Origin of the sequence: Puia sp. (assembly GCF_035546395.1) — a bacterium.
Taxonomy (GTDB): domain Bacteria; phylum Bacteroidota; class Bacteroidia; order Chitinophagales; family Chitinophagaceae; genus Puia.
This window is the reverse complement of sequence record NZ_DASZXR010000016.1, coordinates 740,433-754,063: the sequence shown is the minus strand read 5'-3', so window position 1 is coordinate 754,063 and position 13,631 is coordinate 740,433. Positions and strand designations below refer to the sequence as shown.

The 13,631-nt window shown below is 56.2% G+C and carries 12 protein-coding genes; 6 read left to right on the top strand and 6 right to left on the bottom strand.

The window, feature by feature from the left end:
- Positions 1-143: 143 nt before the first annotated feature.
- Together pstS and VHE34_RS24285 are read left to right on the top strand one after the other, a co-directional pair.
- Positions 144-1,193 carry a phosphate ABC transporter substrate-binding protein PstS gene (gene pstS, locus VHE34_RS24290; protein WP_325592776.1) on the top strand — a complete coding sequence of 350 codons (1,050 nt, stop codon included), beginning with the start codon at positions 144-146 and terminating at the stop codon, positions 1,191-1,193.
- Positions 1,194-1,364: 171 nt separating this feature from the next.
- The gene (locus VHE34_RS24285) at positions 1,365-1,919 is read left to right on the top strand and encodes a GNAT family N-acetyltransferase (protein ID WP_325592774.1); all 555 of its coding nucleotides are present in this window, start codon (positions 1,365-1,367) and stop codon (positions 1,917-1,919) included.
- Between the two features lie 7 nt (positions 1,920-1,926).
- Here the strand turns inward: VHE34_RS24285 and VHE34_RS24280 are convergent, their stop codons facing one another.
- The 3 genes from VHE34_RS24280 to VHE34_RS24270 form a co-directional block, all read right to left on the bottom strand.
- On the bottom strand, positions 1,927-2,226 hold the full coding sequence (locus tag VHE34_RS24280; RefSeq protein ID WP_325592772.1) for an antibiotic biosynthesis monooxygenase: 300 nt from the start codon (positions 2,224-2,226) through the stop codon (positions 1,927-1,929).
- 127 nt (positions 2,227-2,353) lie between these two features.
- Entirely contained in the window at positions 2,354-2,560 is a 207-nt protein-coding gene (locus VHE34_RS24275) for a KTSC domain-containing protein (RefSeq protein ID WP_325592770.1), read from the bottom strand.
- Between the two features lie 136 nt (positions 2,561-2,696).
- Complete coding sequence (locus tag VHE34_RS24270; RefSeq protein WP_325592768.1) at positions 2,697-5,063, bottom strand: ABC transporter permease; 2,367 nt, start codon at positions 5,061-5,063, stop codon at positions 2,697-2,699.
- A 235-nt stretch (positions 5,064-5,298) separates the two neighbouring features.
- Here VHE34_RS24270 and VHE34_RS24265 point away from each other — a divergent pair, with 235 nt between their 5' ends.
- Both VHE34_RS24265 and VHE34_RS24260 read left to right on the top strand, forming a co-directional pair.
- Entirely contained in the window at positions 5,299-7,689 is a 2,391-nt protein-coding gene (locus VHE34_RS24265; protein WP_325592766.1) for an ABC transporter permease, read from the top strand.
- Between the two features lie 9 nt (positions 7,690-7,698).
- Positions 7,699-10,080 (top strand): ABC transporter permease, encoded by a 2,382-nt coding sequence (locus VHE34_RS24260; RefSeq protein WP_325592764.1) that lies wholly within the window; start codon positions 7,699-7,701, stop codon positions 10,078-10,080.
- A 255-nt stretch (positions 10,081-10,335) separates the two neighbouring features.
- Here VHE34_RS24260 and VHE34_RS24255 read toward each other — a convergent pair whose 3' ends face one another.
- Positions 10,336-11,424, bottom strand: a complete 1,089-nt coding sequence (locus VHE34_RS24255; RefSeq protein WP_325592762.1) for an alpha/beta fold hydrolase — start codon at positions 11,422-11,424, stop codon at positions 10,336-10,338.
- 178 nt (positions 11,425-11,602) lie between these two features.
- Between VHE34_RS24255 and VHE34_RS24250 the strand changes: the two genes are divergently transcribed.
- Positions 11,603-12,121: a hypothetical protein gene (locus VHE34_RS24250; RefSeq protein WP_325592760.1), complete on the top strand. Its 519-nt coding sequence runs from the start codon at positions 11,603-11,605 to the stop codon at positions 12,119-12,121.
- A gap of 21 nt (positions 12,122-12,142) precedes the next feature.
- Positions 12,143-12,664 (top strand): hypothetical protein, encoded by a 522-nt coding sequence (locus VHE34_RS24245; RefSeq protein ID WP_325592758.1) that lies wholly within the window; start codon positions 12,143-12,145, stop codon positions 12,662-12,664.
- 38 nt (positions 12,665-12,702) lie between these two features.
- Here the strand turns inward: VHE34_RS24245 and VHE34_RS24240 are convergent, their stop codons facing one another.
- Together VHE34_RS24240 and VHE34_RS24235 are read right to left on the bottom strand one after the other, a co-directional pair.
- Positions 12,703-13,143 (bottom strand): hypothetical protein, encoded by a 441-nt coding sequence (locus VHE34_RS24240; protein ID WP_325592757.1) that lies wholly within the window; start codon positions 13,141-13,143, stop codon positions 12,703-12,705.
- A 132-nt stretch (positions 13,144-13,275) separates the two neighbouring features.
- Positions 13,276-13,437, bottom strand: a complete 162-nt coding sequence (locus tag VHE34_RS24235; RefSeq protein ID WP_325592754.1) for a hypothetical protein — start codon at positions 13,435-13,437, stop codon at positions 13,276-13,278.
- Positions 13,438-13,631: the final 194 nt, after the last annotated feature.

Here is a 13,631-nt window from a genome sequence, read left to right as displayed (position 1 = left end):
CGATTCATCTTTCTTTTGTCCCCCAAAAGAACGCCACGGGCGTTCTGACCGAAGGTCCATCATAAGCCGATCTCCAGGGAAAGCCTGACTTTTTACCAGGGCTTTCCCTGGAGATCAATAACAAGACAAAAACGCCAAAAAAAATGAACATCCCCAAACTATCAATCGTTGCCAGCCTGCTCCTGGCTACCGCCAGCTTCAACGCCGCTAAAGCCCAGGACGACAAACAACTGCTGGGTGCCGGCAGCTCCTTCGACAATCCGCTTTTCACCAAGATGTTCGCCGTGTACAACTCCACCACCGGCGTACAGGTTAACTATCAGTCCATCGGTTCGGGCGCCGGCATCTCCCAGCTCACAGCCAAGACCGTTGACTTCGGCGCCTCCGATGCTCCGATGAACGGCAAACAGGACTCCGCCCTTTCCGCTCCTGCTGTCCACATTCCCGTTACCGCGGGCGCCGTGGTGCTCAGCTACAACCTCCCCGAAGTGAAACAGCAGCTCCAGTTTTCTCCCGCCGTACTGGCCGACATCTTCCTGGGAAACATCACCAAATGGGATGATGCAAAGATCGCCGCCATCAACAAGGGCGTAAAGCTCCCTTCCACGCCGATCCTCATCGCCCATCGTTCGGATGGTAGCGGAACGACCAACATCTTCACCACCTACCTCGCCAAGGTAAGCGCTGATTGGAAATCAAAGGTCGGCGCCGGCTCGGCCGTCAACTGGCCCGTCGGTCTCGGTGGCAAGGGCAACGAAGGCGTTGCCGGTTTGGTCAAGCAGACCCCCGGTTCCATCGGCTATATCGAGCTGGCTTATGCTATCCAGAATGGCATGCCCTATGCAAAGATGCAGAACAAGTCCGGCAAATGGATCAACCCCAGCATCGCCAGCGTTACCGCTGCCGCTAACGTTGCCATCCCCGCCGACACCAAGGTCTCCCTCACCAACACCGACGCCCCCGAAGGGTATCCCATCTCCGGCTTCTCCTGGGTGGTAGTATACAAGGACCAGAACTACGGCGGCCGCTCCAAAGATCGTGCGACCAACCTCGTGAAGCTCCTCTCCTGGATGATCCACGACGGCCAGAAGTTCAGCAATGACCTCAACTACGCGCCGCTGTCCGCTGCCGCCGTCAAGGTCGGCGACGCCCAGCTCAAATCGATCACCTTTGGTGGTAAACCCATTCTCTAAGCAGCTGCCGAACCACTTATAAAAAAGCGGGCGATGGTTTCATCGCCCGCTTTTTGCTTTTTGGTAATAATAATGTTCTCGAAAAGACCCGCGGCCATTTCCGCCCCGGCTTCCCCCGTTCTGCCAGTACTCGATTACAATGATACGACTATCTTTGCCAAAACGCCGACTATGTCCACCACCCCCGCCGCACCGGGCGCCGCCGTCAACGCCACCATCGTCCCCGCCACCGCCGCCGACATCCCTGCCCTCGTCACCCTCGTCAACAGCGCCTATCGCGGGGAAGAAGGCCAACAGGGCTGGACCAGCGAAGGCCACCTCATCGCCGGCTCCCGCACCAACGCCGCCGGCATCGAAGAGCTCCTCAATAGTCCCGGCGCCACCCTCCTCAAATACACCGGCCACGCCGGCGCCCTCCTCGGCTGCGTCTATCTCCAGCAGGAAGCCGGCAAACTCTATCTCGGCCTCCTCAGCGTCCTCCCAGCCCGGCAAGGCGCCGGCATCGGCAAACAGCTTCTCGCCGCGGCCGACGACTTCGCCCGCCGCCATCACTGCACCCGCATTGAGATCACCGTCATCACCGCCCGCCCCGAGCTCGTCGCCTGGTACGAACGCCACGGCTATCGCCGCACCGGAGAGATCCAACCCTTCCACGCCGGCGAAAAGTTCGGCATCCAAAAACAACCCCTCGAACTCGCCGTCCTCGAAAAGCCCGTCCCGGCCTGAGCACGCCCTACTTTACATCCACCGCCAGCAGATCCACTTGTTCGATCGTCGGCTGACCAGCCAACAGTTCAGGGGCCTTCGCCATCAATGCGGCGGCAACCTTACCCGCCAGATGGGCCTGCCTGTCCTTATCTGTCTCGAACGTATCGAAAATGCCAAAGGTGGACGCCCCGATCTGCCATCCAAACCAATGGACCGTTCCGGTCTCCTCCCGCACCAGCGGCAATGCACTCTTTAAAAAGTCGGCCAGTTCTTTCTCTTTTCCAGCCCGGGCTTCCAGCCGGACCAACAGGGCAAATCGTACCATGGATGATTGTTTTTTTTCTTTAAAACAATTCCAACGCAAAAAGTTCGCCTTACGTTGCGTCCTGCCACACCCGCGGGAAGAATAGACAGTAGATCGGGAAGAACAGGCAGTAGATCGGGAAGTATCGTCAATTCTCCGGTCCCACCTTCTCAAACGCGTACTTGCCCTTGATCCTCGTATTCAGGAACGTACCCTTCGACCCCGACTTTTTCATGGATTCATACACCTGCAGGGGCACTTCGATATAGTCATAGATATCCCCTGAAACAAAATGCACCCGCAGCCGCCGCGCCCCGGCATCATAGCGGAAATATCGGACAACGGAAGATGGCATAATTTCGCGGCAGCGGGAAACCGCTGCCATCATTCACTACGCAAAGACCGCACCGGGTTTGACATGGCGGCTCCCCGGTCGGCCGGAGCCTGACCGAAGGCCAATCATAAGCCTCGCCCAAGGCGATCCGGGCCGCTCACTCGCTCCTCAATGATTTCACCGGGTTTGACATGGCGGCCCGGATCGCTTGAAAGCTCACCGTCGCCAGCGCGATCCCCACCGCACCAAAGCCCGCCGCCACAAACACCCAGATCGACAATCCAATATGATAGGGATACCCCGCCAACCACCGGCTCATCACCCACCAGGCCACCGGCGAAGCCACCACCATCGCGATCAGCACCAGCTTCACAAAGTCTCCCGACAACAATCCCGCAATACTCCCGACCGACGCCCCCAGCACCTTCCGCACCCCAATCTCCTTCCGTCGGTTCTCCGCCATATAGGCGGCCAGCCCAAATAACCCGAGACAGGAAATAAAAATGGTCAGCCCCGCAAACACGGCCGTAAGTTTTCCCGAAGCCTGTTCATCCTCGAACTTCTGCGCATATTGCTGATCGATAAAATGATACTCGAATGGATACAAGGGATTATACTGCTTCAGCACCTGCTCCACTCCTGCAAGGTCCTGCGCGGTCGAATGAGCCGGGTTGAGCTTGATATGCATCAGGTTGAACCAGTTGGCCTTAGGTCCCTTGATCATCATCGGCTTCACCTTGTCGAACGGAGACTCGATGATAAAATCCTTTACGACCCCAACTACATGCCAGTCGGTGCCCCACGCACCCTTGTCGACCACTGTGCCGATCGGGGTGGCCAGCCGCATCACTTTCACCGCCGTCTCGTTCAACAACACCGCGTTCGAATCCGTCGGGTAATGTTTTGGATCGATATCCCGTCCCGCCACCAATTGCAGGCCCGCCGTTTGCACGATATTTCCATCACAGAGAAAGAAATTGAAGTCCGTCCGGTCGTTGGGATCCTTTCCCGGCCATTCAGCCGCACCGGTGCTCCAACTCTGTGTCAGCGGCGCGCTGCTCTTGGTGATCGCCGTCGCGATACCCTGGCTCAGGAGCTCGTACTTGATAGCATCATAGTTCTTATTGATATCTCCGGAAAGAAAGCACCATATCATATTTCTCCTGTCATAGCCCACCTCCCGGTCCCGCGCATAATTTACCTGCTTCTTGATAACCAGGGTGCAAATCACCAGGATGATCGCAAAGCTGAACTGCAATACCACCAGCACCTTCCTTGGCCCCATCAGTGCATTCGACTTCTTAAAATTGCCCTTTAACACGGCAACCGGGCGGAAAGCGGACAGGAACAAGGCCGGATAACTCCCGGCGAGTACTCCGGTCATGACGATGAAACCGGCGAAGGCCAGCCAGAAGTACCAATCCCCAAAACCTATCGCCAGCACCTTTCCGGTCAACCCGTTGAAGAAGGGCAAAGAGACTTCGACAAGCGCCAGCGCGATGGCCCCCGCAAGGGCCGCCAACAACACGCTCTCGCCAAGGAACTGGCTGATCAGCGATCCCCGCAGCGCTCCGGAAACCTTGCGGATACCCACCTCCTTGGCGCGCTTCTCGCTCCGCGCCGTACTCATATTCATAAAATTGATGCAGGCGATCAGCAGGATGAATACCGCGATCACGATGAAGATGCGAACGCGTTCGATCCGCCCGCCCGCCGGCTTGCCATTCTCGAAATCAGAATACAGGCGCAACCTGTTTACAGGATACAGGAACGACTCGGCAAAAAAAGGTAGATGGGCATGCTGCCGATAGATATCCCTGGTCTTGGCATTAAAGGCGGCCAGATCGGTATGAGGTTTCAGGAGCACGTAATTGTGCGTCGAATTTTTATCCCATAGACTGTCGCTCTGGCCCGTCATCCGAACATAGTCCCATGGCAGGATGAATTGAAAGTCGAATTGCGTATTGTTCGGCAGGTCCTTCAGTACAGCGCTCACGGCATAATCATACTTGTTGTCGATGCGGATCGTCTTGCCCATCGGGTCCTCGTTCCCGAAAAAAGCCTTTGCCGTTTTCTGGGTGATGACCATCCCGGTGGGGCTGCTCAGCGCGGTGGCCCGATCGCCCTGCAACAAGGGAAAATCGAACATCTCCAGGAAGTCGGGGTCCGCCATCGTTCCAATAATACTAATCTTCTTTTCGCCCCTTGAAAGCAGCAAAGTCTCATCCCAGAACACCCTCGAGGCCCGTTCGACCTCCGGGTAATCCTTTTTCATAGTGGGCCCCACGATCTGCGGCGTGATGTTCTGACTGCTGATCCCCGTATTGTCTTTACCGTTGCGCCACACCTGGTACAGCCGGTCGCTATGATGATAGAATCCATCATAGCTGAGCTCGTTCTGAACCCAAAGCAGGATCAACAAAGCGCTCGCCATGCCGACGGCAAGCCCGCTGATATTGATAAAGGAAAATCCTTTCCCACGATACAGGTTGCGCCAGGCGACGGTGAAGAAGTTTTTGAGCATACGCGTATTTTGACAAAGCCGATCCAGCGAAGTCCATGCCGTAAACCCACAAATCTGATCGCCAGCATCTTGTGCCATCCCGCCCAAACCAGCCCAGTCCGCAAACGATACAAAATCTGTCCGAAACCGAACAGTATGTCCCCAAAACAGGGCAACCAAATACCTGATTGCCAGTCCCCTGCAAACCCGGCACCGGTTATGTGTAATCCCGATAATCACCAAATCAACCGCATCCATGTTCCGTAACAGCTGGATCCTCGCCTGGCGTCATCTCGTCAAGAACCGCCAGTTCACCCTCCTCAATCTCGCCGGTCTCGCCATCGGCCTTGCCAGCGCCATCACCATCTTCTGGTGGGTAGGGCAGGAGAGATGCAAGGATGCCTTCCTCGATCCCCGGTTGTACCAGGTGATGCAGAATATCCCCCTCGACAATGGGGGGACATTCACCACAGAAAGCACTCCCATTCCCCTGGCTCCCGCACTGAAAAGCGAGTTTCCTGAAATTGCCGACGTCGCCATCGTGAAATTCCCCGACCCGGACGGCAATAGTCATGGGATCATCACGGCCGGCCGCAACAGCCTCAAGGCCGTCGAGGCCTATGTCACCCCCAATTTCCTGTCACTCTTTCACTATCGCCTTATCCAGGGTGACGCCCAACAGGCCTTCGCGCCCGGTAATCGCGTCCTGCTCTCCGCCGGTCTCGCCAACAGGCTCTTCCACACTACCGATAACCTCATCGGCAAGCCCATCACCTGGTCCCGGGGGGACGAAGGGAAATACAATGGCTCCTTTACCATCGCCGGTATCTATGCATCCCCACCCGTCACGGCCACCACACAATATGATATCCTGTTCCCCCATGCCATCTATGCCGCTCACCCCGATAACAGCGTGGATTGGCTGAGCAGCAGCCCCGCCACCTATGTCGTCCTCAAACCGGGTGCCGATCCCGGCGAATTCAATAAGAAGATACAGGACTATATCAGGGACAAATACAAAGCCGGCTCGCAGGAACGCGCCTGGGCTGCGGGGCTCTTCGCCCAGCGGGTCAAAGACCGGTATCTGTATAATCGATACGAGAATGGCCGCATCGCCGGCGGCCGCATCGACTATATCCGGCTGTTCTCCCTCATCGCCGTCTTCGTCCTGGTCATCGCCTGCATCAATTTCATGAACCTCAGCACGGCCAATGCCATCCGTCGCCTGAAAGAGGTGGGTATCCAAAAAGTCGTCGGCGCTAATCGGTCGGTGCTCATTGTTCAGTATATGGGTGAGGCCATACTCATGTCCTTCTTAGCCGCAACGCTGGCATTAGGGCTCATCGGCCTCCTCCGCCCGGGCATCGAGGCCATCATCGGTGGGCACCTCGCCTTCCATCCTACGGGCGCTAACATCGCGGCCCTCCTCGGGATAACACTCCTCACCGGTGTGTTGGCCGGCAGCTACCCAGCCCTGTATATCTCGCGGTTCAGCCCGATGTCCGTCCTCAAGGGTAGCAACTCCACTCCCAGGGACACCGCCTGGCTCCGCCAATCCCTCGTCGTCCTCCAATTCGTTATCTCCACCGGCTTCATCGTTGCCGTATTCACCATCTATCGCCAGATGTCGCTCATCCAAAACCGGGACCTCGGGTACAATCGCGAGCATATTATCCAATTCCCCAGTGAAGGCGCCATAGGCGCGTCCCAACAGGCCTTCCTCACCCAGCTTCGCACCATTCCCGGCGTCATCCATGCCGCCGACGTCGAAGGCGATCTCCTCGGCAACCACAGCGGCGGAGGCGGCATCGACTGGCCCGGTAAAGTCCAACGCGTCGAATTCGCCGGTGTCTACGCCGGCTTCGGCTATATGGAGACCATGGGCCTCCGGATGCAGGCAGGCCGTGTCTTCTCGAGAGCCTATCCCACCGACACCACCGCCGTTATCTTCAACGAGGCCGCCATCACAGCGATGCATCTCGAAAACCCGGTCGGTAAGACAGTCACCATGTGGGGCGCCAAACGTCATATCATCGGCGTCGTAAAGGATTTTCACTATGAGTCATTATATAAACACATCGGTCCCTTCTTCATCGCCCTGCGGCCCAACAACCCCAATATCCTTGCCTGCCTCCAGGCAACTTCGGAAAAAAGCACCCTCACGCAAATCCAGGCCCTCTACAAAAAATACAACCCCGGGCTCCCCTTTGAATACTCCTTTATCAGCGAAGACTATAAAACCCTCTACGCCCCGGAGCGCCAACTTTCCCTGCTCTCCCGCTACTTCGCCGGCATCGCCATCGGCATCTCCTGTCTCGGGCTCTTTGGCCTCACCGCCTTCTCCGCCGAACGCCGCAGAAAAGAGATCGGCATCCGCAAGGTTATCGGCGCCTCCGTCCACAGCCTCCTGGCATTGCTGGCGACAGGCTTCCTCAAACTCATCGGAATTGCCGTTTGCATTGCTTTCCCGCTCACTTGGTGGCTCCTTAACCGCTGGCTGGACGGCTTTGCCTATCGAGCCCATTTAGGCGCGGGCATTTTTCTCACCGCCGCGGGGAGCGTTGTCATCATAACCCTACTCACCATCAGCTTTCAATCCATAAAAGCCGCACTCGCCAATCCCATAAAATCTCTCCGCACAGAATAACGGATCAATATGCTAAAAAACTATTTTAAGGTCGCCCTCCGCAACCTCACTGCCAACAAAACACACAGTCTCATCAACGTCTCCGGCCTCGCCGTCGGCATGGCCGTCGCATTACTCATCGGCTTCTGGATCTGGGACGAAGTATCTTATAACCGCTCTATCCCCCAGCACGACCACATCGCCCAGGTCATGCAAAACAGCGTGGGCAACGGCACGATATTCACCGGCGGTAACACCCCTTTCCCAACGGCAGATGAATTGCGCACCCGGTATGGCAGCGACTTCAGCCGGGTCGTCATCGGCTCCCATATCAACCGGCATGTGCTCAGCATCGATAACAAAGTGATCATCCAGTCAGGCGGATGGTGGGAGCCCGGCATGGCCGATCTCCTCGGCTTGAAAATGGTCTACGGCACCCACGCTGCCCTCAACGCGCCTGAAGCCATCCTGCTCTCCGCTTCGGTGTCAAAAGCGTACTTTGGCGACACCAATCCCGTCGGGAAAACCATGCATATAGACAAGGATATGTTGGTACGGGTTAGCGGCGTTTACCAGGACCTTGCCACAAATACAGCCTTCGCCGATCTCCACTTCATCGCCAATTGGAAACTGCTCTACAACGCGTGGGGCCTCGAACACCGCCCCAATCCCTGGAGGATGAATGCTTTCATTACGCTCGTCGCCCTCAACGACAACGTCGACATCCACGCAGCTTCGGCAAGGATAAAAGATGCCAAACTAAAACATGTCCAGGGCTCGGACGCGTTGGCCCATCCCCAATTCTGGCTTCATCCCATGAATAAATGGCGGCTCTATTCGGACTTTAAGAATGGCGTCAGCATCGCCGGGAACATCAAATTCGTCTGGCTCTTCGGCGCCATCGGCGTCTTCGTCCTGTTGCTCGCCTGTATAAATTTTATGAATCTCAGTACCGCCCGCAGCGAAAAACGCGCCCGCGAGGTCGGCATCCGCAAGGCCATAGGCTCCCTTCGCCACCAGTTGATCCTACAATTCCTCAGCGAATCCCTCTTCACCTCCTTCATCGCACTCGTCATAGCTATCCTGCTCGTAAGTCTGTTGCTGCCCTTCTTCAATGAGGTAGCCAGCAAAAAGATAACAATGCCGTTGGCTCAACCATTCTTCTGGCTTGCAACCCTTGGCTTCACCGTCTTCACCGGTCTTATCGCCGGCAGCTACCCGGCGCTCTACCTCTCCTCTTTCCGCCCTGTCAGGGTCCTCAAAGGGGTCTTCAAAGCCGGTCCCGCCGCCGCGATCCCCCGCCGTGTCCTCACCGTCGTACAATTCTCGGTCTCCATCGTCCTCATCATCGGCACCATCGTCGTCTTCCATCAGATCCAATATGCCCAGGATCGCCCCCTCGGCTATAACCACAATGGTCTCGTGATGATCCCGATGATCTCCGATGGCATCCATGACCACCTCGATGCAGTCCGCAATGACCTGATAAGAGCCGGCGCCATCACCGCCATGACGGAAAGCGAAAGCTTCACCACCAACTTCGGCGCAGGTAGCAGCGACTTCGTCTGGGAAGGCAAGGACCCTGCGCTGGCAACCAACTTCTCCACCTCGGCCGTGGCCTATGACTATGGCAAGACCATCGGCTGGCAACTCGTCCAGGGCCGCGATTTCTCCCACGACTATCCCACCGACACCGCAGCCTTTATCATCAATGAAGCCGCTGTCCGCTTCATGGGACTCAAAAACCCCATCGGGCACACCATCCGCTGGTACAACCGGCCCTACCATGTCGTCGGCGTCGTAAAAGATATCATCGTCGAATCCCCCTATCAGGCGATCCAGCCTTTCTTCTACTATATCTATGACTATTCCCGGAGTAACACCATCCTCCGGCTCAACCCCAACATCAGCGCAAAGCTGTCCCTGGCCACCATCGCCAGGGTATACAAACAATACGACCCCGACCAACCCTTCAACTATCACTTCGCCGACGAAGAATACGCAAAGAAATTCGGTGACGAACAACGCATCGGCAAACTCGCCGGCTTCTTCGCCGCGCTCGCTATCTTCATCTCCTGCCTCGGCCTCTTCGGCATGGCCTCCTTCATCGCCGAACAGCGCACAAAAGAGATCGGCGTCCGCAAGGTCCTCGGCGCCTCCGTGTTCAATCTCTGGCAACTCCTCTCCCGCGAGTTCATCTTCCTCGTCGCCATCTCCCTGCTCATAGCGATCCCCGCTGCCACCTGGATAATGCACGGCTGGCTCCGGAACTATGCCTACCACGCCTCCCTCGCCTGGTGGATCTTCGCCGTCACCGCCCTCGGCGCCCTGCTGATCACCCTTTTCACCGTCAGCTTACAGGCCGTACGCGCGGCTCTTTCGAATCCAGTTAAGAGTTTGCGAAGTGAATAATGAGCGTTACCGCTCACGGGGAGGTAAAAATTATTTATATGCATCTATGTTCTATGTATCTAAATATTATGTATATTCGACATTCAATGACCTCCATGCAAATCCTCATCAATTGCCTTTTGACAAGGATCTTTTCAAAAGGATACGGCATGGCCAACCTGGAATATTAAATGGCAACAGGGTGATGCATCTGAAGGTTGTCAAAGCAAAAATTCTTTAACACCCCCTGGTCCGCGAGTCGCAGCTCTCAGCGTCTTATTGTTGGAGGAATTCCCCTATCGCCTCATTTAAGAACTTGGCATCGGCAGGGTTGCTCGCCGCTCCTGCCGTATGTCCCCACAACGAAGGAATGGGCTTGAAGACGACCTTTGGAATAAAGCCCGCCTCGTAACGGGCATCCGAAACCGGGAAGTACAGGTCTGTCTCCGAGGGCATGTAAAGCAGCGGTACCCGTATCGATCGCAGCGCCCTTTCCATGTCGCCGCCAAAGCCGTCCCCCGCGCTCACGTCGTGCTTCTCCCAGGTCCGGCATTGCAGGATCAGGTCGTTGGCATCGGCGCCCGGGATAAAATGATGAAACCGCACCATCACCGAATCGAAGGTCAACTCCGGGTGCGTCGCGTTCTTCCAAAGTTCCTTACGCCACCACTCCTGCGAGTAGAGCCAGCCTGCCCAGACCATCCCGAAGGTCTCCAATCCCCGCGCGGGCTGCGAAGCATAGTCGCCACCGGCAAAAGCCGGGTCGTTGGTGATCGCCGTGATCTGTCCCTCCAGTCGGACGACGCCATGAGGCCAGCATTTTGCTGTTCCCGAAGTCGCCACTATCTTGTCCGCAAAGTCGGGATGGCTCACCGCCCATTGAAAGGCTTGCTCGGCGCCCATGCTGAAGCCGATCACCGCCCGCACATGCCGGATACCGAGACCCCGCGTCAGCAGTTGGTACACCGCCGATACATTGTCGCGGATGGTCGTCAAAGGAAACCGCGGCCCGTGAAACGGCTCAGGGGTGTTGCTCGGTGAAGACGAATGACCATTGCCGAACAGCTCCGTCGCGACAAGGAACAGCTTGGTCGTATCCAGGGCCTTCCCAGCACCGATCAGCCATTCATAGCCCCGGTGAGTCGCCATATAATGCGACGGCAGCAATACAGCATTGTCGTGCGCCGCATTCAAGTGCCCATATGTGCCGTAGACCACCACAGCCCTCGGCAACACCACCCCGCTTTCAGTGGGGAAATTTTCGATCACGAATTCACGAACGTCCGCAACGTCCGGCCGCTGCGCAAACCCGTCCTCCCGCGCCATCACGACCATCGCCAGTGACAAAAAGACTATACTTCTCATATTCGAAACGATTAATTCAATCCAACCCTTCCCTTCACGCTCGTCAATATCTTTTGCGTATCAAACCCCACACCCCCTTTGAACACCACCATCTGATGTCCCTGGGCGCCGCACCTGTCCCGTCGATCACTCCCACCGCGCCCTTCCCATTTCCACGAAATTGCATTATTTTGAGTCCATGAACCCTAAATGGCTCCTCACCCTGGCCCTCGCCGTGCTGGCTGCCATGCTGACCTCGTGCGGCGCCTCCAAAAACCTCACCGGCGCCTACCGGTCAAAATTCGCGATCGGCGGCTTTTTTACGACTGACATCCGGCTCAACGCCGACAGTACCCTCCAATACGTTGTCCAGGGCGATCTGCAATATGAAAAGGCGACCGGCCATTACCGGGTCTTTGGGAAAAAACTCTATATTCTGTTCGATAAGGAAAAGCCGGACAGCGAAATGCCCTATCACCAATTCGACGTCATGCCGGTAAAACAGGACACCGTCGACGGCAACCGTATCGACTATCAGAAGTTCCTCTACATCGGACACAACAAGTTATTTCCCGCCCAGGTCAAGACCGGGAAAAAGCTCACCCGGAACACCGGCTACTCCAAACGCAGAAAGTATTTCTTCTGGGGCAGCCACTATTACAAAAGAAGATACTACTACTACAAGAAAAAACCGCCGGCAAACCCCCAAAAACACTAACTTTATAACACAATCCGGCGAATGCGCAAAACACGGGCCATACTGATTTTCATCACCCTTTTCTCCGCGGGAGCAAGCGCGCAGTCACATCTCCCCATCCCGACCTGGGGCTATGGCCTAACCCCCTGGCAGCCGCTGCTCATGCCCGCCGCCCCCACCGGCAACGCCAAATGGCAGCTCCGGCCCGCCGCCGGCCTCTCCGCAGGATATATCTTTTTCAATCACGGGGGAGCCTCTTACATTACAGCGCCCCTCAGCCTGACGCTCTACCACCCCCTGACTCCCAACGTCACCGCCTTCGCCGGCCTCGTCGCAGCCCCCACCATACTCAGCGCCGGCAGCCTCTATGCCCCCTCGCCTTTCAACCAACCCTTTTCCGGTAACGATTTCACCCGCAGCCTCGGCATCAACGCCGGCATCCAGGGCGGCCTCATGTACACCAACGACGCCCATACCTTTTCTATCTCCGGCAGCATTTATATGGAACGCGGAAGCTATCCTGCCTACTCTTCCCCTCGCCGGACCGGTGATTCGAAAAATTGATAACAAAAAACCCGCTCATCGAGCGGGTCCCCTCCGGATCAATCCGGAAATCCCATTTCAATAAATTCCCAACTCGTCGCTTCTGTGGCCTTTACAAGCATCGCCCCATTGGAAGTGAGCTCCACATTCCGAAGATCATAGAACCCGGACTTCAAACGCCTGGGAACACTCAACCCCTCGATGCGGGCTTCCTGCGGAATGCCTCCGCCATCTCCCTGCGTTTTGACATTTAATACCTCGATCGTCTTCATGGGGCAAAAATACATGACCACGGCCCCATGGTCCATATCCAGTCTGACCGGCGACAAATTTGCCGTCACAGTGCCGCCATGCGTCATTTTTCCCTCTTCCATCTTCTTGCGAAGCACATTGGGTTGTGAAAAGGAAGTGATCGTTACTGGTGAGGATGATTCGCTGGTTGGCGCAAAAACCTTTCCCCCACCGAAAAGGCTTTCGAACGCCGCATACATCTTTTTCATAACACTAAATCTCCTACATAGCAAGACATACAATTGCCGGGCCGGGTTGCGTCGGGATATAGAATATATTCTTTTTTCTTCGCCGGAAATTTTGTAAATTATTAGTAAGCGCTCGCCGCGAAATTCCGCCTCTCACGGCCCCTTCCTCCCCCTATCGCTCACCTGGTCAATCGACGGACTCCATAAAGGAATCGACGCATTATACCCCGGCGTATGGTTATTCGTATACGTATACATAAAGTTCGAAGCCACCAGCCACCCGCTATTCGTATACGCCGTAAACTCCGCATTCATTGGAAATAAGATTTAGATTCGATTTGGGCCGCTTCAGGGAAAACCCATAGTCATAAGCTGGGGAATTGCCGGACAGACTACGAAGGTACCCGTAAGTTTAACCCTCGAAGGCGGGGAACAGGCGAATACCCCCCAGTTTGTCGGTGGATGGAACAAACCCCTTAACTTCGCCTTCCCAGACCGTGCCCCGACCG